At 35.1% G+C, this 21815-nt stretch carries 18 protein-coding genes; 5 read left to right on the top strand and 13 right to left on the bottom strand.

The genetic code is table 11. The features are described from left to right. Nucleotides 1–154: 154 nt before the first annotated feature. The 4 genes from WFN33_RS10340 to WFN33_RS10325 are packed head-to-tail and all read right to left on the bottom strand — an operon-like array spanning nt 155 to nt 6868. Complete coding sequence (locus WFN33_RS10340) at nt 155–1327, bottom strand: Wadjet anti-phage system protein JetD domain-containing protein (protein ID WP_336952973.1); 1173 nt, start codon at nt 1325–1327, stop codon at nt 155–157. A 15-nt stretch (nt 1328–1342) separates the two neighbouring features. After that, nucleotides 1343–4801, bottom strand: coding sequence for an ATP-binding protein (locus tag WFN33_RS10335; RefSeq protein ID WP_336952971.1), 3459 nt, complete (start codon nt 4799–4801; stop codon nt 1343–1345). After that, on the bottom strand, nt 4779–5360 hold the full coding sequence (locus WFN33_RS10330) for a DUF4194 domain-containing protein (RefSeq protein WP_174753775.1): 582 nt from the start codon (nt 5358–5360) through the stop codon (nt 4779–4781). The genes WFN33_RS10335 and WFN33_RS10330 overlap by 23 nt, the downstream gene beginning before the upstream one ends. A gap of 11 nt (nt 5361–5371) precedes the next feature. Further along, nucleotides 5372–6868: a DUF3375 domain-containing protein gene (locus WFN33_RS10325; RefSeq protein ID WP_336952969.1), complete on the bottom strand. Its 1497-nt coding sequence runs from the start codon at nt 6866–6868 to the stop codon at nt 5372–5374. Between the two features lie 705 nt (nt 6869–7573). Between WFN33_RS10325 and WFN33_RS10320 the strand changes: the two genes are divergently transcribed. Then, the gene (locus tag WFN33_RS10320; RefSeq protein ID WP_336952968.1) at nt 7574–8116 is read left to right on the top strand and encodes a hypothetical protein; all 543 of its coding nucleotides are present in this window, start codon (nt 7574–7576) and stop codon (nt 8114–8116) included. A 59-nt stretch (nt 8117–8175) separates the two neighbouring features. On the opposite strand, the gene WFN33_RS10315 is transcribed toward WFN33_RS10320, so the two are convergent. The 6 genes from WFN33_RS10315 to WFN33_RS10290 form a co-directional block, all read right to left on the bottom strand. Continuing rightward, a complete protein-coding gene (locus WFN33_RS10315) occupies nt 8176–8991 on the bottom strand; it encodes a S1 family peptidase (RefSeq protein WP_336952967.1) in 816 nt (271 codons plus the stop codon). A gap of 237 nt (nt 8992–9228) precedes the next feature. Continuing rightward, nucleotides 9229–11199: a TniQ family protein gene (locus WFN33_RS10310; RefSeq protein ID WP_336952966.1), complete on the bottom strand. Its 1971-nt coding sequence runs from the start codon at nt 11197–11199 to the stop codon at nt 9229–9231. Between the two features lie 2 nt (nt 11200–11201). Continuing rightward, on the bottom strand, nt 11202–12149 hold the full coding sequence (locus tag WFN33_RS10305) for a TniB family NTP-binding protein (RefSeq protein WP_336952965.1): 948 nt from the start codon (nt 12147–12149) through the stop codon (nt 11202–11204). Next, on the bottom strand, nt 12136–14028 hold the full coding sequence (locus WFN33_RS10300) for a Mu transposase C-terminal domain-containing protein (protein ID WP_336952964.1): 1893 nt from the start codon (nt 14026–14028) through the stop codon (nt 12136–12138). Before WFN33_RS10300 ends, WFN33_RS10305 begins: the two co-directional genes overlap by 14 nt. A 1-nt stretch (nt 14029) precedes the next feature. Further along, nucleotides 14030–14719 (bottom strand): TnsA endonuclease N-terminal domain-containing protein, encoded by a 690-nt coding sequence (locus WFN33_RS10295; protein ID WP_336952963.1) that lies wholly within the window; start codon nt 14717–14719, stop codon nt 14030–14032. A gap of 199 nt (nt 14720–14918) precedes the next feature. Next, nucleotides 14919–15173 carry a hypothetical protein gene (locus WFN33_RS10290; protein ID WP_336952961.1) on the bottom strand — a complete coding sequence of 85 codons (255 nt, stop codon included), beginning with the start codon at nt 15171–15173 and terminating at the stop codon, nt 14919–14921. A gap of 105 nt (nt 15174–15278) precedes the next feature. Between WFN33_RS10290 and WFN33_RS10285 the strand changes: the two genes are divergently transcribed. Next, nucleotides 15279–16085: a hypothetical protein gene (locus WFN33_RS10285; RefSeq protein ID WP_336952960.1), complete on the top strand. Its 807-nt coding sequence runs from the start codon at nt 15279–15281 to the stop codon at nt 16083–16085. A 136-nt stretch (nt 16086–16221) separates the two neighbouring features. On the opposite strand, the gene WFN33_RS10280 is transcribed toward WFN33_RS10285, so the two are convergent. Next, nucleotides 16222–16836, bottom strand: coding sequence for a hypothetical protein (locus tag WFN33_RS10280; protein ID WP_336952959.1), 615 nt, complete (start codon nt 16834–16836; stop codon nt 16222–16224). Between WFN33_RS10280 and WFN33_RS10275 the strand changes: the two genes are divergently transcribed. The 3 genes from WFN33_RS10275 to WFN33_RS10265 all read left to right on the top strand — a co-directional run bounded on the left by WFN33_RS10275 (nt 16827) and on the right by WFN33_RS10265 (nt 20020). Next, nucleotides 16827–17054 (top strand): helix-turn-helix domain-containing protein, encoded by a 228-nt coding sequence (locus WFN33_RS10275; protein ID WP_336952958.1) that lies wholly within the window; start codon nt 16827–16829, stop codon nt 17052–17054. The two genes, WFN33_RS10280 and WFN33_RS10275, sit on opposite strands and share 10 nt — an antisense overlap. A 150-nt stretch (nt 17055–17204) precedes the next feature. Then, nucleotides 17205–19295: a DEAD/DEAH box helicase gene (locus WFN33_RS10270; RefSeq protein ID WP_336952957.1), complete on the top strand. Its 2091-nt coding sequence runs from the start codon at nt 17205–17207 to the stop codon at nt 19293–19295. 26 nt (nt 19296–19321) lie between these two features. Then, nucleotides 19322–20020 (top strand): DUF2290 domain-containing protein, encoded by a 699-nt coding sequence (locus WFN33_RS10265; RefSeq protein ID WP_336952956.1) that lies wholly within the window; start codon nt 19322–19324, stop codon nt 20018–20020. 142 nt (nt 20021–20162) lie between these two features. Here WFN33_RS10265 and WFN33_RS10260 read toward each other — a convergent pair whose 3' ends face one another. Both WFN33_RS10260 and WFN33_RS10255 read right to left on the bottom strand, forming a co-directional pair. Continuing rightward, nucleotides 20163–21446, bottom strand: a complete 1284-nt coding sequence (locus WFN33_RS10260) for a ribonucleotide-diphosphate reductase subunit beta (protein WP_004722861.1) — start codon at nt 21444–21446, stop codon at nt 20163–20165. 141 nt (nt 21447–21587) lie between these two features. Further along, a complete protein-coding gene (locus WFN33_RS10255) occupies nt 21588–21719 on the bottom strand; it encodes a preprotein translocase subunit YajC (protein WP_004722859.1) in 132 nt (43 codons plus the stop codon). Nucleotides 21720–21815 lie beyond the last annotated feature (96 nt).

Raw genomic sequence — 21815 nt, 5'->3', positions numbered from 1 at the left:
TGAAAGTAAGTTGAGTGAGAAGTATTTTGTCTGAAGAATAATAGTCACAGATCGGCTTCGTAGTATTTTATGCAGTGAAGCTGGCGAGAGTCTAAATTTCCGTAGCTATTCAATTTTCTGATTAAGGAAGTCCTTATATAATGAGAGATTTCGATTATTGCTTAGCTATAGCTAAACCGTAAAATTCATGAAGGGACTTATTGACGTACTCGACAGGAATTTTTTCCTGTTCTAGTCGCCAATTATTTGATCTTATTCGTTGATATAAGTATTGCTCCTCATCATTTAGATAGTTTTCCATGTTTATCGTTGTAGGGGTTCCTGAGTCTTGTTCAAAAAAAAGATTAAACGTGATCTCATCCATAAGCAGGCTGTTGGTATGGGGAAAATAACTCCGGAATTGTGAAAGGATTTCAAAACCTTGAGAATCAATGTCCCCCCAGTAAAGTAGCTCAACATCATTGAACCAGGTTACTTGTTTCAGCTCCGCTATTTTATAACCGCTGCCAAAAATAACGATTGTATTAGACATATCGGGTAGGGTGAGTGCAGTATAAAAACTAGTTTTATTTTCAATCACAATGACACGTTTTATAGGTAACGTTAAAGATTTAAATTGGCTTAATGGAATTGCCAGATCAGTGATCCCAAGTAGATATTGGCTGCTGAGTTGCGAATCCAAAATACGAAAACGAACTTGCGATTCATGTGCTTTTAAATTAAAGCAATTTTCAAAATTAGTCTGTTTAGGGTCGCAATATTCTGGGATTATTTCAAGTAGCAAGGCACGAAGAACGCCCTTGTTCTGCTCAATAAATTTGGTATGTACTAGAATAGGCAATTCACGAATATATAAGTTTGGCTGAGGAGTTGTTTGAAAATATTGACAGACTTTTAGCAAACTGTCCCAATTAGTAGCATTATCAATGACTTTTAATGGATTAAGTTCAATCCATGTTTTCAATTTTGGCATCAGCTGCAGTATTTTTTTATAGTTTAGTTTGAAGGCTTTAACCTCCTCTAACTTTGCAATATAGAGGATAAAGTCCTCTTCGCATTCGAAAAAGACTCTTATCGGTAGGTCTTGTAAGCCTAAAGATTTTGTTCTAATCGTCTGATACTCAATAGTGTAGCCAAATCCTTTCTTTTCTTTACTATCTTTAGATATATCACTGATTTCGCGTCTAAACTCATCCATTGATGATTTGTTATAGGTCTTATTGCCAGGAATAACCAATGGGAAGATAGTCGACTCGTTGATGAGAGATTTTAAGTACTCGGCGTATCTGCGCTGAGCTTTTAATTTGATTTCTTGTGCAGTAATCATTTCATACTACTCTCGTTAAGACTGCTCGGTAACAGCTGAATTATGGATACCGTTTGTCTGTCGAATTTCGCTATTAATCCATTGTTCTTTTTCTTCTTTGAATTGTTCGATTGGCATGTCGTATAGCCAAGAGTGGCGCTCATTCTTCCGTTCAACGTAATGTACAAATGAAATGTCATTTTCTACGATATGAATATTATCACTCGGGGTGACAACCAAAAGTTGTAAATGTAATTGTTTACATAGGTTAATGAGGTAACGTGCTTTGTCCTCATCTTGAGCCTTAAATGCTTCATCAATTGCGATGAAACGGAATGAGTCACTTTGTAAGCCTTCTTTAGTCAGACCAAATTGGTAGGCAATTGCAGATCCTAGGATGGTATATGTTAGCTGTGCTTTTTCACCCCCAGAGAGTTGTCCCATGTTTTCATAGGTTTTGAACTTACGATGATCTTCACGATAAAACTCTTCAGCTTTATAATTAAACCAAAAGCGAACCTGCATGACTTTCTTGCGCCAATCCTCATGATCAAGTTTCTTGATAAATGGCTCAATATGATTCACAAAATGTAAACGTTGAGCTTCGGGATTCTTTTCAATCTCTCTAGCATTAGGAATAGCCTGCTCTAAAAGTCTTTTGAAGTCTTTAATTTCATCGCTAATACGGGAAGGGGAAACGATTTGAATATAGGTTTTGAAGTCTTTATCTCTGAAATCTATTTCTTGTAGAGCATCATTAAGTGTATGAATATTTTTCTTAATTGAATCAGACCAATTCATAAAGAACATGCGGAAATCACTGACTTTATTGGTTATAGTCTCATGCAAATAGTCATTAAATTTTTTCTCGAATTTAGGAAGGTTATCGTTCTGTAGTTTTTCCAAGAAAGTTTGATATTCACCAATTAAGTCCAAATGCTCTGGATCAGGCAGTTGATGTACGTCTGATCTCCAATCTATAAATTTTGTAGTAATTGCTTCATCAGGATTTTTAAATTGAGAAATTCTCTTAGTAATTTGGATAGTTTGATTCTTAAGTTTTTGATCGTACTCTTCCTTTTGGCTATGAAAACTAGTTAGCATTTCAATTTTTTTTGTACCAATGTTTTCAAAATCAATCTGGCTATAAGTTGGATATGCTTCGACGAAAGGAGCAGTATCCAAAGTGATGGAGGAGGAGAGAGATTGCTTTTCCTTTTCAATCTGAGAGGAAATCTCTTTTATTCTATTCTCAACGGTAAAAATCTCTCTTTGACTGTCATTGATAGAGGTGTCCCTCAGTGTGGATAGTTTGGTTTCTACATCTACCAATTGCTGCTGTAGTGCTGCTATGCGATCATTTGCTTGTTTTAATATCTCAAGTTGTCTTTTCAGTTCTTCGATTTGCTTAGCATCATTTTGCCAGTAAATATCATCAAATTGCTCATACTTATCGATAAGCTTATTACAGTTGGCCTGATGTTGTTTTAGCTGTTCGATTTTCTCATTAGTTCGATCTATTTTTGCTTTATTGTTGGTTTGATCTTCTTGAAGTGCATTAAACCTTTTCTTCAACAACGATATCTTTTCTTGGTTATCCCAGCCTAGAATAAAGTTATCACGGTGTGTGATATTTTGGCGATCGTCTTTTTCATGTTTACCTTTGGTGGATTTGATAAGCCCTTGTTGGGTTACTGCTTTTTCATTGTAGCGGTTAAATTCTTCTAGGCTATTTACACAAGCGTAGTCGAACTGGTATCTGATAACATCCTCGATGCCAGTTATGTAAGTGCTTTTCGAGTTAAATTCCAATTTGTTAAATAATGCATTAGAAGGGAACTGTTTTAGTGAGCTGAACGAGTTCAGTTGAGAAATATCCTGATAACGCTGGTATACGATGCGGCCTTTTAAGTTAGTTCTGTTAACATATTCATTGACTTGTTTGTAATATTTTTCTGGTACAACTAGGCGTAATGCGAAGTTGTGCAGAATTTTTTCAATGGCGGGTTCCCAAGCTATTTCTTCATTCCGCACTTTGATTAGCTCGGCAATGAAAGGAATTTCATATTTACTGGCACCAGTATGTAGCAAAATTTCATCGCGAATACTGGCTACACGACCAGTAATATTATTCTGGTTCCTTTGTAAAGTTTGAATATTATCCATGAGTTCAATAATGCCATTCTTTATTTCTGTTTTCTCATTTTCAAGTTCACGTAGTTCTAGTTGTTTATCTTCTTGCTGTTGCTCTAAGTCCTTAATAGACTTTTGTGCTTGAGTTTTGTTGTGCAGAAATTGATTGATATCAGGATCTATAATCAGTTCAAGTGAGTGTACGAGCTGATTATATTCTTTCAATCTTTTTGAGCGCTGTTCACAACTTTTTTCTAAAGGACTAATGCGCTGCTTTAAACTCTCAATTTGGCTACCAACATGGTCCGATTTGATTTGTACTTTTAAATCTGTTTGCTGCTCAGTAAGTTGCGCCTCTTGCTCTCTTAATCTAGATAAATCAATACCTTTAATGGTCAATTCGGCATTTTTCTTTTCGAGCTCTTGTGCTGCAAGCTCAACAAATTTTTTTGTAAACCAATAGGTTCCTTGCTCTTTAAACTGATCAAGCTGTTCTTTATGTTGGGTGACTTGTTGAATACTCTGCGCAAGCTCATCAATTGGAAGTAGTTGGTTAATTTGCTCTTTAGCTTTCTCGATATTGATTTTTGCTTCCATGAGCGTCACAAAACTGGCTTTTAATTGCAAATATTCATTTTCTGCATCAAGATTTTCCAGCATGTTATTGCGAATAAACTCATCTAAATCATCAAGCACTTTAACGCCAACGACCTGATTAAATAGGCTAAGGGCGGTGGTTGAGCGCATACCAAATAGATCAGCAAAGCGTTCAGCGTAGCTAGAGGGCCCATCAAAAAACTCAATGACACGCTTATTTTGATCACTGTATTGTTTTTCTAATCTTTTTTTCCAGCTTCCTTTTGCATCAAAGTTATTAAAATCTTCACTAATGGTTAAGTCAGTATGTGCTAAGCCAAAGGTGCGTTTGAGTTCGCCATTGTTGAACCAGCGAACCTGAAAAAGTGTCATTGTACGGAGGTCTGTATTGCTAAAGTTGGCTAATATGACAGAGTAGCAGTTTTTATCCCGTAGTTTTTGAGTTGAGGTGCCAGCTTCCCCCTCGTTTTGAATATTGCCATAGTGACCGAGGACATACGTTTCTTCAGTTCGATCTCCTTTTTTATCAATCCCAGAGGATTGGTTATAGAAGCGATCTTTTTTTACTGGAACAAGCAATGTCAGAAGGGCATCAATAAATGTGCTTTTACCTGATGCATTTGCACCAGTCAGCAGAGAGTTATTGCCTTGAGGCGCAATTCTGAAGATACGATCATCAAAAGTTCCCCAGTTATACACTTCCATATAGTTAAGGCGGAAGCCAGCACGGTCAGAACTTGTATTAAATAGACTGTACGTACTCATTTATTTTTCCTTTGAATTCTTGTAATTCATTCAAACTGATCTTTTCTTTGATAATACGGTGAATTTGATAGGTTCTTTCAAGTTCTTTTTCCGAAACCAACCTGAGATAGCCTAGCTCCTCTATGGTATTGATATGCTTTTCTAGGTCTTTCTGGAATTTAAGATGGTTATAGCCTTCTTGAAGGAATAGCTCTAACTCTTCACGAATTTGAATGTTAGAGATGAATTTTTCACTGGCTTGGTACTGAGTTGGATTGCTATCAAATTCTTCCAGGCTGTTACGCAGTACAACCAATACAATTGATGCTTCGAAACTTATAACACGTCTTTGTATAAGCCCTAAGGTATCACCTTCGCTATCTTCCATTTGCTTGACAAAGGCAAAGCCTTCATCCTTTTTAATGATTAATTCAAGCCCAATTGTTCCAATATAGTTCTGAATTTCAGCCTGGTAATGAATAATGTTTTCCCATAGTGGTGAGGCACGTTCAATTGGTGATTTCAGAAGTCGTATAATGGCTCTGGAGTAGGGTTGTTCGTACTTTTCTAAATTTGTCATTCTAATAATCCTTAAGAGCATATGACAATAATTTCAGGGATTTGAATGGACTTTTGTTGGGCCTGATCGAAGCAGATACGCTGTTGATGCTTGTCATTTACAGTATGTTTAAAATCTTTGATAACATCCATGTATCCAAATAGCTCTGGTAATCCTTGAGAAAGCCCACCTTGTTTATCAATGAGTTCTTGAATACTTGCTTGTGATTGGTGAAGTAAAATATTTTGAATGTGCTGTCTGATTTTCTTTTTATCAACATGGATGTGTGCAAATAGTTTTGCCAATTGTTCCGAGTGAGCTAGGTCCGTGCTGGCCAGAGTAGGATTTATCTTATAGTTAACGGGTTCTGATTTATCAGAGGTTAACTTTCTTTCAAAAGGGATTTTTATTTCTGCTGAGGTTTCGATCTCAAAACCAATATCTGGTTTTTGATTATGCTTATTTAAGATTAGCAGAGATTTCTTAATGTCCTGAATAATGCTTTTTGTGAGTGCAGATTGAGAAGCTTCACTTTCTTTAATGATACGGCTCAGCTTTTCAGCCATACGATCGTTTGCCTTATAAACTTTTTGACCAGATTGATGCAGATACTTTTTCATTCCACTCAGGAAAAAGTCATCAATCTGAATATTCTTTTCTTGAAGCATTGAATATAGAGAAGTAACTAGACTGTCCCATTCTTGTTGCAGACTTGGATTGAGTAGGAAAGACCAAAAAGCATAAAAACTTTTACCTTGAGAGCTTTCTTTGAGAATATCAAGCGAGTCAAAGGCAAATTGTAAGATGTCACTTTTGTATAGATTCCCTTCAGCATGACGTTGATAGATATCTTTGGTAATGGATTTAAAATTTTCTTCTACCTCTTTGAAGTCAGATAGAAGTTCTTTTGCGGATTGGGTAATTTCTTTAAAACGAGGTGTAATTTGATATTCTTCATAGACATTAATATCCTCGCCAATCTTGAGGCGTTGGATTTGCTGTTCAATTTCAAGCTTCTTCTGCTCTAATACTTGAATACGGTTTTCTACATTATCATTTGTATTTTCTACTAGCTCTTTGAGTTGATTAAAGATGTATTTGAATTTGGATTCAGTACCGATAAATTCTTCTTTTATAAGGCTTTGTAACCAGTCCAATGTCTTATTTGTGTGAGAGGATAACTCATAAAAAATGACACCCTGATCATCCTGATAGTTGCTGAGAAAACCTTTGTTGGTCCAATATTGAATATAGCGTTTTGCTTTTGCCTCATAGGTTGTAAGTGATAAATCTTGATAGGTATTGAAGTCATCGGCTAAATCAAACTCGTCATTGTCATTAATAAAATCAATGTTCGTTTCAATATATTTGATTAAAGCCAATTGCAGCTTTTCTGATGAGTTAGAGGGTTGTTGGTTGGAAAAAGCCTCAAGCAGAAACTGAATAACCCATTCTCTGTTTTTTAGACACAAGAGAGCAATGCTAGGAGAAGTTCTAAGAGAGATCAATATTTCTTGAACATTTGGCATTTTTTGCTCCGTGGTTGATTTTTAAACGATTTTATAGCTATTAGTAATACCTAATAAATTATTCAAGAAAGTTACTAGGGTCTGAGGTATATTCGACGATCAGCATTTATCAAGTGCAGAAAGATCTTGATACTATAATAAAAGTAATCTCCTCAATGAAGGCTAATGACTGAGTAGTTAGTGTTTGGTTTGATATTAACTTTAACTCATTGTTGTATCTAGTATTCCATCTTATTGTTATACAATAATCTATTGACTCTAGATTGCACAGTCTAGCTTGAATGAAGAGCGACAAATTATGTCGTATATTTTTAATTTTTATTGAAGATATAGTGGTTATTTATTTTGAGATTATTTTATGGAGTTTAGGCTAATTGAAACCAACTTATGTCATCAGGTTGAATATTTAAAGCTTGCTCAAATAACAAATGAAGTGCTAGCTTTTAAAATAATCTCTGTGATTAATTTAGATAAAAAATTTTTAGATACACATATTTTAATATATCTTTTTACCAAGATAATAAGGTTTTATAATCCTTTTGTTTTTTAAATTATTGATCTAATATTTTGACTGGAATCAAGCTAAAAGCAACTAAGGCAATGATGGAAAAATAAAAGTAAGGCTTATAAATATCAAACGATTCTCGTTTAGTTGTAAGTAGGTCTTAGTGTGATAGTAAATTTTAATTTTCAGGATAAAGCTTAATGGTGAAATGGGCTAATCTAACAAGTAATTTTTGGAATATCATTACCCATCTTGTAGCCATCTTTTTAGCGACTTACTTTTGGTCTACAGAATGGGGGAATAAAACAGTTACATTTGTAGAGTCATATTTTCCAAAAGTTAAACTTGAAGGGGATAGCACACTACATCAATGGTTTAGTGGTGTTTTTACAACAAATATACCAGTTTTAGTCACTTTCTTATTCTATTTGCTGGTTTTTCTTGTTCTTCTTGAGGTTGTATATGTTAAAAGGTGGAATATTAAAGAAAATAGTAGATCTAAAGCTATTATTTTATCGATAGGGGTACTAGCTTTTAATATCAATACACTAATTCTAATTTACTCATGTTTTGCCATAAGTTTACCTATTCTCTATTTGTTCCAAGGTGCTGGTATGAGATGGGGGCTGTTTTGTTTTGGTCTATTTAACTTGTTTTTTTACTATATTTGTGCATGCTTGCATCGGCATGCGGTTGATAAATTTATTGATTATGTAAGATCTGTTCATAAAATTGGTCTGTAAGTTTTACATGGATAATTAAGAATGCCTGTAATTTAGGCATTCTTTACAATTTATATATTCTAAATTGCATTATTTTTTTGCATAAGCTCACTAACGATGTTCAGGATTTGCAATGAAATTCCTATTGATGAACCTGAAGGGACCTTTAAGTTAGAATCATTTGATTGATGGGCTGGAGTTATTGCTCGTTGTGTCAATACTCCTAACGCGACACCTTCTTCATTGACAATAGGCCCTCCACTTGCTCCACTATGCATACCATTATCTATATAAAAAACGTCAGTTTCTATTTTTATATTCTGGGAGCTATCATTAGCAAAAATACGACGAATATTTCCAATGTAACCTTGTTTAATTATTGGACCAGTCATATCTGCTAAGTATCCTTCATCTCTAATTGCTTTAATAAAATTATCTGCGCCAAATGAGTCTGGATCGATAATTTTCTCAATAGAAAATGGAATATTAAGTTCATCAGAGTAGCCCGCCACAAACACTCTTTGGCCTAGGTTTACTGAATTGATACTTGCAGGTAGAAAGGGAAATTTGAAAGTTTGTTGTTCTTTTGGTTGTAATGCAGCTATATCGAGCTGTATTATTTCTTTAAAAGCTGGGACGTTTATTCCAAATGAGCAAAAAGATACTGTATATTCAACTAAAGGCAATTCTGGAAATTTTATAAAAATTTTTTGCTGTGGATGCATGTAATCCTCTTCTTTTATAGGCATCCTACCAGTTACCACATGTGCAGCCGTTATAACCTCTCCAGTATCAGTGAAGCTAAAACAAGTACCTTCACTTATGATTTCATCGCCTTCAAAAACTGTCACATATCCACAACAACTTTGGATTTTTTCATATAAATCTTTAAACATAATTTTTCTCTATTTTAAGCTGCTTAAATATATAAATAATTTAATCAATTACTTATATTTTAAACGAAAAATAATTATAAAAGGTAATGAACTTTATTGGTAATCCTCGCAAAAAAAATGGTACTCAAAAGAGCACCATTCTTTACTTCAGCAAATAGCTGAAGTAATTTTTCAATCCGCGATTAAAGGTTGTGGAACACCTAATTTTCCTACATTGTACTCCTATTTTTGAAAACTTCAACTCGGCTTAGATAGTAAGATTAATACATCCTCTCGCTTAAACAGCCTGATCTTATGATCCGTTTTACCCATGTAATAAGGCTTGATCAGCTTCTGCTTCTGTAAGTTCGTAATATGTGAATGAGGCATACCGAGGAGGTTGCTGGCTTCAGCTCCTGTTAAATATTCTTCTTTTAACTTAAGGATCTCATTTAGTTCGTCTCTTTTAACCAGTCTCCAATAGACTAGTTCTTCAATTGTTAGAAAGCCTGTTTTGCACCAATATTGTCGTAACCAATTCAATGAACAATTTAACGTCTCAGCTGCATCTTCAATACTAATAAAGTCATCACTTTCAACTTTATTCTTTATCAGATGTAATGATCTTCTATCAACTCGTACTGAGATGGGGTTCTCTGAGTTTCTGATCAAATAGCCTTGATGTACTAAATATAATACTTGTCTTAAGCTTATTCTCAATAAACAAGCTGCTTCAAATAGAGAATAACAGTGATCCTCTATCAAGTTATTTGTCCCTTTCCTATGTCTTCCTGTTCGAGTTTGATAATGGGAAATTTGGTTAAGATCTATCAGCTCGATATCCTTTACAGAAGACTGTTCATAAAAGTTAATTGATAAGCCATCAATATGTGGTCCACTTACTGGGACTATCCCAATACTTAGTAGCTTCTCTACTAAATTTGTAGGGTTAACTTTAAGCTTTCTTGCCAAGGTTGATGCTGTGACATAATTTTCATGAAATGCTTCAAGTTTTTCGTATGAGATAACCTTTACAATGGATTGATTATCATCAAGAAGCCAGTGAGTTTTGCTCAATTTTCTTGCTGTTTCAAAATTGATGTCCAGTTTTTTTGAGATTTCCGTAATTGTTGGTTGTACGGATTTCTCTTGAGGCTTAGCTTTCAGAGGTATAAATATTTTATGATCAATAAACTTATTTTTTTTAATCAAAAGTTTTTCAATTAATGAGCTTTTAAAGTCTTCAAAACCATAATGTTCTTTACGTAATTTTAAGAAATCATTTGCCATAAGACTTTTGAGTCGCCCTCGGCCAATATTTAAGATGAGTCGGACATCTTCATGTAATAAATGGAATTCTTCTGATCTAGAATTGATTTTATATCGAGAGCATCTTTCTTCCACTAGTCTTAGATAGTTGCCAAAGTAGTTAAACTTTTCTTTTTCCTTTAAAAAGGGAAGAAGTTGAACTCTTGGGTGGGCTAGATAAATCCTATTGTTTATCCAAGTGCTCAATCTTTTAATCGAATTGCTAGGATCTGTAAAATATTCATAAGTTGCTTTTGTATATTCTTCATCAGAGAAAGGCTCCTGAAGCTCAGCAAAACATTCTAATGCTGTCCAGTATGAGGTGAACTCCTGAAAAAACTCGTGATTTTCTTCTTTTAGAATTCTGATGAACCAATGAATGATATGGATTGTCTTACAATGAACTTTTGGAGCATGAGTGAGATCAGCATTACAAGAAGGGCATAATGTAATACAGCCTTTAGCAAGTGTAATTGCCTTTCCGCATTCATGACACTTATTTAAAAGTAATAATGAATGTACTGGGCAGGCATAAATTGGCTTAAATAACCATATTTTTTTAAAATAAGGGTGTTCATCAAGACATTGAGGACAAAATGAAAACTCACGAAGCCGTAGTAAATTTTCATTAACTTTTAACTCTCCCCACTTTCGAGGAGAGCGATTGGTGGGGCCCACACGTTCTAATGCTAAATGTTGATAAGAAGAATCCAGATATAAAACTTGTAGAACGAATTTAAAACGGGGTAGATCAGTTAAATCACAATTAGGTGCTTGCTTGGCAAAGTAGGAGTAATTTTCTTTACCTAGTAGTGTATATACTGATGAATGCATATTTAGCTGTGCAGCTCTGAGCAAATAGCTAGCAGCTGTTTCTTCTTCAAAGGGAATTGGTTGTATAAGCAAAATTTTATTATTCATTCTTAAACTCCTCTTATGCCTGAGGCTAATTGGGCAAGACTCATAACAAACGGATCTTGTTTAAAATCACTAATAAATAGGGTTATTCCGAGTTTCCATGCTTGGCTGAAATCATTTTGCGTAACAGTTTCTCTTCCATCTTCTAATGCAATCACAATACTTTCACGTATAAGACTCATCACATAGGAGTGATAACCTTTAGTTGCAGCAAAGATTTGCATGCCTAAAAGATAACTATCTAACTCAGGACTAAAAACTGTATCGTGTTCGAGGGCTTTGTTAGAGATTTCATGCAGAAATAAGTAGATTGTCCCATATGTATCTTTTGTACCTAGGGTAAGTGGAGATAATTTATATTGAAAAGAAAATCGCCTAGCAATTTGGGTATCAACTTGGATGAGTTTTGCGAATGGGGGAAGTCCTACAAGACAGAAGCTAATTCCTGTTTCATTCACAAGGGTTTTTATCCAGTTTCCTACTGTAATATTCATTCTTGTAGATGTTGCTTTCCGATCAAAAAGATGATGGAACTCATCTAGAAAAACCAGCTTTGTTTCACATTGTATGAGTAGATAGGTGAGTCTTGAAGTGAGGTATTTTGTCGTACCTATGTCAAAACTAGGATCGCCTAATTTATTTAGCATTGTGATTGCTAAGGACTTTACTGTTGCTGGTGATGGAACCTCAACGTAAAAGGCAGGAATAACCCGTTTTTTACGATCATTCTCTATTTTAATCGAACTTGGCATTTGGGCGATTAATGCTTGACATAGTGTTGTTTTTCCAAGCCCACCTTCAGATAGCAGCATACTCCCAATAGGTTCTTTATATGCAACACTACGTTCAGCACATTGCTGAATACCTTTATATGCAAGCATAAATTCATCGGAGGTAATCACAAGATCATTGAGATAGCTGACTGCTTCAAATGTAGTATTATCTTTTGTCATCTTTTTTTACCTCCATTGAGCCAAATCTAGTTGGAGGCGTTAAATTCTCTTTGTGGATTTCCTCATATATTTTTAAATTTTCTGAATTGACTGCTGAATTTAAGCCTAAATTTTCTTTCAATTGTTGCAACTGCTTGGGAATATCAATTTTGACTTGCTTTAGCGTGGGCCTCTTCCTAACAAGATTTGTTTGTATGTCCTGCATTAGGTTATATAAGTGATATAGATCAGCAAACATCCCCAATCGTTGTCTGTCTGCATCTGCCATTAATTTTTTTCTTTTCTGTACTTCTAAATGAACAGCACGAGATAAGTTGTATGTATATTCCGGTTTTGTTGAATCCGCTTGAATGACGACTTGCTTATCATTTGGCGAAAGGATATAGACTTCATTGAGGTTAAGGTCATCGACCAAAACCGTAACTTTTTTAACTCTTTCCGCTTCTAGAATTGTCAATGCATGAGAGTAGTAAGCTAATCCATCTATTTGCACTTGCCCATGATGGATTGTTCTATCAATGGGTCTGCGGCAAATAATTTTAGCATCCGCTTCTGTCAGAAAAGATGGTTTGATATGTTCAATTGCATCACCCCACATTAAAATAGGCGCTCGACCAGTTTTACTATGAATAGATTGCTGATAGGTATTATTAATCCAGTCATTTATGTAGTCTTTGACCTGTTCTACTGAATACCTGGCATTCTTACTGGGATTATAGAGACCTCGCTCACTGGGATTTGAAAAGGTGGTACCAGATAGCTTCTGAATAACTCCTTTGGTCAATGTCGAGAAAAAGCGTTCGATATGAGGTTTGTTATTAGGCGTTCCAATTTGGGATGGAGTAAGTGTAATTTTTAATTGTTCACAAACTCTTGCCAAGGCACTATTCTTAAATTCGACACCATTATCTGGAATAATAATTGATGCTATGCCTCCAGGTAATCCATGATTTGGACGAGTAATCATGTCTTTGATAACTGCTAAGGTTGTCATGGCACTAGGTGGAAACATACTAATGTGGGTACCCACGATCACACGTGAATATACATCGATCGCACAAGCTAAGTATGGTCGTCCTAGTACTTGGTGTGTTATTGGGTCAATCACAATAATATCCAAATAATGCGTATCGATTTCGACCATGTAGAGTGCAAAGGGACTAGGGCAACTTTGACCAGATGCTTGAAATGTTTTTCGTGCTATGCGGCTCCCTTTTTTAATTTTAGTAACCAGATAAGGGTCTAATTTTTCTATATAACGTTGAATGGTTCTTCTGCTAGGTAAATATTTTGTTGATATTCCTTGTTCTATCAACCTACCTAACACATAAGCTTGAACATCTTTACTGGTTCGATACTCAGGCTTTAAATAAACTTCATTAATTCCTTGAGACATGATTTGATAAACTTCTGGAGGGAATCGAAGCGATTGATTACCTTTATGCCCATTACTTAAACTTAAATTGTTATGACAGGTACTGTGATATTTATTCACCCATCGGGCTACAGTTCTGGGTGAAGGAGGTGTTTGATCCTCAAGCTCTACTGCGACTTCTTTAATAAGCTCCTTTAAAGGAACTAGAGCTGTAGGCATGTGCAATTTGTAAAGAGCCGATTTTACATATCGTTCTTTGCGTTGTATTTCACTACATTTCTCAGGATCGATGATTAATTTTTCAGGAGCAAAAATACATTTGATTTCTTCATTTTTATAGTATTTTTCAAATGATTCAGAGGATAAAGTAAAGGATTTTCCTCCTATAACAGCAGCATAGCGGATTGTTCCATAAGCAACTTTAGTGATCTCAAAAACATAGTCTTCTTGATTGCTAAAAATAAAGCGAAAGCCTGGTTGAGGAATAAATAATGATGATGACATTTTAAATTCCCCCTTCAGTATCTATGATGATCTTTTTATGAAAGAGTAAGTAATCCCCCAACTCACAAGGCAAACCTAATTTTTGAAGAGATTCATAGGCTGCTTCAATACTCTGAAGAGAAAGTCTTTGCAATGCACCGATAGCCAAATCAATTTCTAACGGTGTCCAAATTCGGTTATGTCCCCGTTGATAAAGATATAAAAGTTTTTGGAGCTGTTTCTTGTTTGGTAAGCTAGATTGATCAATAAGTTTAAATGTAATACCCATTTGATTAAGTATTTCAGCGACTTGTTCAAACTTCTGTAGCTCTTCTTGTTTCAGAGCTTTAATAGAAGGTTTCACCTCATGGATTTCAAATGATCCATCTATGTTTTGTACTAAAAAGTCTGGATAGCAAAAATTATTTCCTGATAAGGGAATCTTTAAGGCCTGTGTACGGAAGCTTTTTACTTGGGAACTTTGTTCAAGACTGATTGCATTTGCTAATTCTAGGAAACTTTCAAGCGGAATTGATCCGCCAGATTTAGTACTAGGAAATAAGGATGTTCTACGGCCAAAGCATCCTTGGTAAATTCTACGTTGACCATGAAGTGTTGATGCCAAGTTGGGTTCAGCCTGAAAAGCTTTTTCTATTTGCTCCCAAATGAACTTGGTGAGGGTATTCCTTTTTTGTTGTGGGAAAGGGTACATATAAGTATCTCCAGCATTCTGTTACATCTCCAAGACTTTTTTAGAGATGAATAAAATTCTTTGTTGCTTAAAAAATAGCAACAAGACTTGACTGGCGGCTTTATACGGAAGATACTTTGATTACGACGTCTTTGTATGATTCCATATAAAGTCACTAACGGATCCTTTTTAGGGTCCGTTTTTTAATTTAGGTTTATTTCTAGTTCATATTAATACTCCCTTTACTTTCTAGGTTTGCTAACCAGAGAATAACGTCATTTGTATAGGCAAACTTGCCTTTACGGTTTTCTATATTAAAGGTTGAAAACGGAATTTGTTTTCTAGAAATAGCTTGGCGAAAAGCGGCTGTGGATTTGTAACCCAATAACTTTGCTAAATCATAACCACCAATAATTTCGCCATATTTTTCTTTTATTTCAGCTATTAATAATTTTGACTGCCGATTAGTTTGCATATCTAGTATCGAATAGTTGCACATAGACTCTATATTAGAGCTATTAGGTTATGTTACAACACTACATGAAATGCTTTAATTTCATGTAGTGTTGACAAAGATAAAATGATTCAAGTTATAAAAAAAGGAAGAAAACCTAAGCATCTTACGGAAATTTTAAGAACGATAGTTTGGGTTGAATATGCTAAACAGCAGGCTAACAGGAAAGCCTTTTCTGTAGAGACAATGGTTAGGGGTAAACCCACTCAACCCTTAGAAAAGTTAAATAGATGGAATCGGTATGAGAATGGAAAACATACTCCGAAAGCTGAGTACCTGGATGAGGTTGACTTCGTAATATCCGGTTCTAGGGCAATATTTGACCATGTATTGTGGGACGTACTGTCTTCATTTAATCGTACCCAAGATGAAATAAATGACTTAATCCAAAGATTAGAGCCACAAGTAAAGTTTCAACTTATCAGTCGATTAAAAGTGGCACCTATAAAAAGAAAACCTTTTAATGAATATGCTGTTGAGTCGCTAACTAGAATAGGATCAATTGACTGTCTTGTAGTGGCAATATTAATGATTCAAGAGTCAATTCATTTGGGATCAGAAAAACTTCGAGAGCTTGCTTTAGAGCTATATGTAGGGTTGACAGAGAAAATAGCCCGAGACCCTTTGTTCTTTAATGTACATCTTGAGTTATTTGACTATATTGATAAAACTTTCAAACACTACATCTTTTTAGCTCCAAATATTCGACTCTCTGTTGTAATTTTTTGGCGATCATATAGAGATAACTTTTGGTCAGAGGAAATGAAGCAAAAGTCTGAAGCTTTAGAAGCAAGTAGAAAAGTGGCTCCTAGTAAAGAGATTTCACTAAAAACTCGGTTAGAGTCTTCGGATACACCTTCATATTTTGATTAAATTTTATAAATTTCAAACTTTTAATCTTGTTTTTTTATGCTTTAAAGGTTCCTTATACGAGATTTTTATCCGCAAAGATCATTAGGAACAACACTTTACCCTTAAAGTTATAGGGTAAAGTGTTGATTTGGGATAATTAACTTTTATCAATCTTTGTTGTAAGTGTTATATAACGCCAAGCATTTGTTCCATCATTTTTTGCTCTCCAGTTTGTTGCTTTGATAGAAGCCTTCCAGTTCTCTGTACTACTTGAACAAGAATAGTCACCAATCCATTTAGAATTGCGGATCTGTATAAGTACTTCAATTGTTAACTGGTCTGGTGGGGGTAATGGTTGCCCATTTTTTACTAAACCAGCATTTATCATTACTGCATTATTATCACCTAGATAAGTAAATTGCCCATTTTGTCTGCGGCATAGACCCTGTAGCTTTTTATAAGGTGATGCTAATTGCTCTACCCATTGTTGATGAATAAAAAAAGGGGATGAGTAGGTAGATACCCTCATTTCAAATTCATTATCAATTAGGACCGGTTTTGAAGAGTCATATGATTTTATATGCCATTCGTTGGTCAACATTTGGTTCACAGATATAGATGTACCCATATCTTGAAATTTTGTTGTACAAGATGCCAAGGTCATAACAGATAAAATAATTGGTAAATTTTTAGTCTTTAACATCATTCTAATTCTCAAATATCCTGTTTTGGGATATTTTGAATTGTAACTGATATTGAGCCATGCGCTCAATACATGACCCTAGGTATCAAGACCTAATCAAGAAACTTATAGAACTTCGTGAGTCAAAAAATGTGACTCAGGTTGAGCTCGCGCATCGTTTGAATAAACCCCAATCTTATGTTTCGAAAATTGAAATTCTAGAAAGACGTATAGATGTGATTGAGTTACGTGACTGGATAAATGCTCTAGATGAGAATATAGCAATATTTTTAAGTTATCTAGGCTAATTATTCTTAAAAAACACAGGTTTTTATCATAAATAAGTGACTTAGTAATTTTCTTCTTCTTAATTTATATTTTAAAAAACCATTGAATTTAAAATGAATTTCCTTAAGATTAATTACTATTAGGCATTGCTTTGATGTTAGAGAAATATAATGATAGATTTTGTTTTTGGTAAGAAAGTTAATCCTGCCGCAATAGATCAACTGGTTCAATGTTTTTCATCATTTGATGGTGTGGAAGGAACTTTGTATATCGGTTATCCCATGTTTGAATCAGGAGATGATGCTTTCTTAACAGATGCTTTGTTAGTTACTAAAGAGCACGGTGTTGTCGTATTTGATTTAACTACTTTTAATGTAGATGACGAAGAGGAAGTTTTTACTTACCAAGATGAATTATATAGAGGCACTTTACAAAAATTTTTATCGCAAAAAGAACTAATAAATCGTCGTAAATTAATCTTTGATATAGAAATTCTATCTTTAAGACGCGAAAGTCATGACGAGGAATCTTTTGTAACTTTAGAAGATGTTATTTCAGTGATAAAAGAATTTGATTCTCTTGAAGAAAATACTTTTAAACTTATCAATGCTGCGATACAAAAAACAGAAGTTCTTAAACCTACCAAGAAAAGAACCAAGGTCCAGAGAGATGATTCTTTTGGTGGGGTAATGAAAAAAATTGAGAAGGAAATTGCCAATTTGGATTCTTGGCAGAAAAAAGCAGCAATTGAAAGTCCTGATAAACCTCAAAGAATACGAGGTTTGGCTGGTTCAGGAAAAACTATTATTTTAGCAATGAAAGCAGCATATCTTCATGCATATGAGTCAGATAAGAGAATAGTAGTTACTTTCCAAAGTAGAACGTTATATCAACAATTTGAAAAATTAATAAGTAAATTTTATTTTGAGCATAAAAAGGATGAACCTGATTTTGATTATTTAACAATTCAACATGCTTGGGGGGGAGAATATGAAAAAGGTGTTTATTCAGAAATTTGTAAATATCTAAATTATCCTCTTCTAAATTTTAATTCTGCTGAAACTAAGTATGGTCGTGAAGCTGCATTTAAAGGGGCTTGTGCGGAATTGCTAAAATATGTTGAAACTTTAGAAGTTTCTCCTATTTTTGATTATGTTCTGATAGATGAAGCTCAAGACTTTCCAGAAGAATTTTTTAAACTTGTTTATAAATTTACCAAAGAGCCTAAAAGAGTTGTTTGGGCATATGATGAATTACAAAACTTAGGTGAACATATCATGTTACCACCTGAACAATTATTTGGATTAGATAGTCAAGGTATTCCACTAGTAACTCTCCACAATGATGAAGATAAAGCTCAACAAGATGTAATGTTGCCTATATGTTATAGAAATCCACCTTGGACCTTGACATTTGCTTTGTCTGTAGGGCTTGGTATTTATCGAGAGGAGGGGTTAGTCAGAATGTTTAGGGAACCTTTGTTTTGGGAAAATATAGGATTTGAACGAGTAGGGGGGGATCTAAGATTAGGTCAGGGGGTCACTTTACAAAGGTCAAAGGCACGGACACCTGATTATTTTGATAACTTGATGGATCCTGAAACTGCTTTATCTCTTAATAGATTTAATTCTGAGGAAGAACAAGCAAAATGGGTCGCTCAACAGATTAAGTATAATATTGAAAATCAGGAACTTGATGCTAGTGATATTTTGGTTATATATCCAGTTCCATATACTTTATCGAGACAGGCAGCTCATTTAACATATGAATTAAGATGCTTAGGAATTGATAGTCATATTATTGGCTCTAAGGGGGTAAGCAAAGATATTGTCTTTAAGGATGATTCTATTGCAATTACTCATATCCATCGTGCAAAAGGGAATGAAGCCGCAATGGTATATGTAATGAACTCTCATTATTATCAGAGTGGTTATGAGTTAGGTAAAAAAAGAAACTCTTTATTTACGGCTATTACTCGTACTAAAGCTTGGTTACGGGTTTGCGGTATTGGCCCTTTAATGGAAGCATTAGAGGCGGAATATATTAAATTATTAGAAAATAATTTTAAGTTATCATTCCAATATCCTAATAGCACTTCAATCGACCAATTAGATCAAGCATATGGTGATAAAACTGAAGATGAACGAAAAGAATTAGTAAATGGATTCGAGTTTATTAAACAAATTAAGAATATGTTAGATAAAGGGGAATTGACGATTGATGATGTACCAGAAGATCTAAGAAAAATTTTTGGGGGTTAAGTATGTCATCAATTAGACCCGACGCCATGGCAGCCCATATTAATAAACTTTGCTATGAATGGGAGAAAGCTGGTTTAGCACTTGCTTCAAATAATACAGTTGTTAAACAAAACGGTGAGGGCCGTAGTTTGATAACTTGGAAAGAGGAAGGGGCAGCTCTCAAACAAAATGAATTTTCTACTCTGTCTGAATATTTAACTTTATTAAAATGTTCTCAATATACAATGGTTCTATATGATGGATCGATCTTGCAGATTTCTTATAAAATAAAAAGAAATGAAATTATTGGACATCGTTTAGGTTGGTTTCCATCTCCTATCAATCTTGTAAATGTGCAAGACATAGATGAAATAGTATTCAAAATTCATGAGTCTTTGAATACTAATAGCAGTTTATTAGAAGAGTATCTAACTGATCCAGAGCCTAGCTATCCGATTAATTTAGATACTTTCTATCAACGCAGCCCTATTCGTTTTGATTATGACATGATGCCATCTGATAGAAAGGACAAGCATCCTGATGTCCATTTGCATATTAGTATAGAAGACTGTCGAATTCCTGTAAAAGGTCCACTTTGCTTAAGAAAGTTTATGGCTTTTATTGTAGAAAACTTTTATCCTCACCTCCCTTTAGAAGGTAGTCTCGTAAATGATTTACCAAGTTGGTTTTCACAAGATATGTTAACTCAGTATCATAGAAATAAATTTCATCTATTTGCGTTATAAATCGAAAGTATTCCAAAATCTACATAATAAAAAATCCGATCAAAAATCGGATTTTTTATTAATGACAACTTATGTGTCGCTCAATGACACTTTATGCGTCGCAAATGACAACTTATGTGTCGCGTGACGACAGTGGGACACCTTACCAGCTCAACGCACCACCAGTTTGATAATCAGTTACACGCGTTTCAAAGAAGTTTTTCTCTTTACGCAAGTCCATCATTTCAGACATCCACTGGAATGGGTTATTTACACCAGCAAACTGCTCAGGTAAACCTAACTGCGCTAAACGACGGTTACAGATGAATTTCAAATATTCTTCCATCATCGCTGCGTTCATACCCAATACACCACGTGGCATTGTGTCACGCGCATATTCGATTTCAAGCATAGTACCTTCAAGAATCATCTGAATGATTTCTTCTTGGAATTCAGCAGTCCACAAGTTTGGATTTTCGATCTTGATTTGGTTAATCATGTCGATACCAAAGTTCAAGTGCATAGACTCATCACGTAAGATGTACTGGAATTGCTCAGCAACACCATTCATCTTGTTACGACGACCCATAGACAAGATCTGGCTGAAACCACAGTAGAAGAAGATCCCTTCAAGTACGCAATAGAATGCAATCAAGTTACGCAGTAAGATTTGATCGTTTTCAGGTGTACCTGTTTGGAAGGTTGGATCACATAAAGACTGAGTATATTTCAAGCCCCACGCTGCTTTACGAGCAACTGATGGAACTTCACGGTACATGTTGAAGACTTCGCCTTCATCCATACCTAAAGATTCGATACAGTATTGGTAAGCATGCGTGTGAATCGCTTCTTCAAATGCTTGACGCAAGATGTATTGACGGCATTCAGGATTGGTAATGTGACGGTAAATCGCCAACACCAAGTTGTTTGCAACCAAAGAATCCGCAGTAGAGAAGAAACCTAATGAACGCATCACGATGGTACGCTCATCTTCGGTTAAGCCATTTTCAGACTTCCAAAGTGCGATATCGTGGTTCATGTTGACTTCTTGCGGCATCCAGTGGTTTGCACACCCGTCTAGATACTTTTGCCAAGCCCACTCGTATTTGAATGGTACAAGTTGGTTTAAGTCAGCGCGACAGTTGATCATGGCTTTATCATCAACTTGTACACGTTGTGCACCCATTTCAAGCTCTTCTAAGCCAGGTGCAACGTCTAACTTTTCTAAGGCGTGAGATGCTCTTGCCAACGAATCGGTTGGATTTGTTGATCTTGCTGTATAGGTTCCAGCGGATTGTGTAGTTGCCACATTCTGCGATGACTGCTTTGTATCAGATACCACTTGCGAATCAGTCGTTTTTTTCTGTTCGACGGGCGCAGGCTGGTGAGCTTGTGCAGCTTGTTTCTGTTCATCATCTTCAAAATCGTCCCAACTTAGGATAGACATCGTTGTTCTCTCTTCGTTGTTAATATCTATGTTCGACATCTCACAATGGAAGATGTCACTACTATACGCTTATTCTGTGCAAGCAAAATTAAGTTTTGCCGATAGTTGTTTTGTTCTTGTTCGAAAGAACAGATATCCACACTACTTATTTTGCTTACGCTTTTGCTGCTTACGGATCGCAAAGAATGCATAGACCGCAGGCACGTAAAAAACTAAAAAGGCTAAGATCAGCACGATTACGCCTAACTCATAGTTATGACTTAAATGGAACATTTCTTCGCCTTTTATAATTTCAGATTTTTTGAATCCCCCTAACTCCCCCCTTTTTTTAAAGAGGGGACTTTATTCCCCTTGAGGATTGGGGAGGAT

Origin of the sequence: Acinetobacter sp. AS167 (assembly GCF_037152175.1) — a bacterium.
Lineage (GTDB): Bacteria > Pseudomonadota > Gammaproteobacteria > Pseudomonadales > Moraxellaceae > Acinetobacter.
This window is presented reverse-complemented; position numbering and strand designations above follow the sequence as displayed.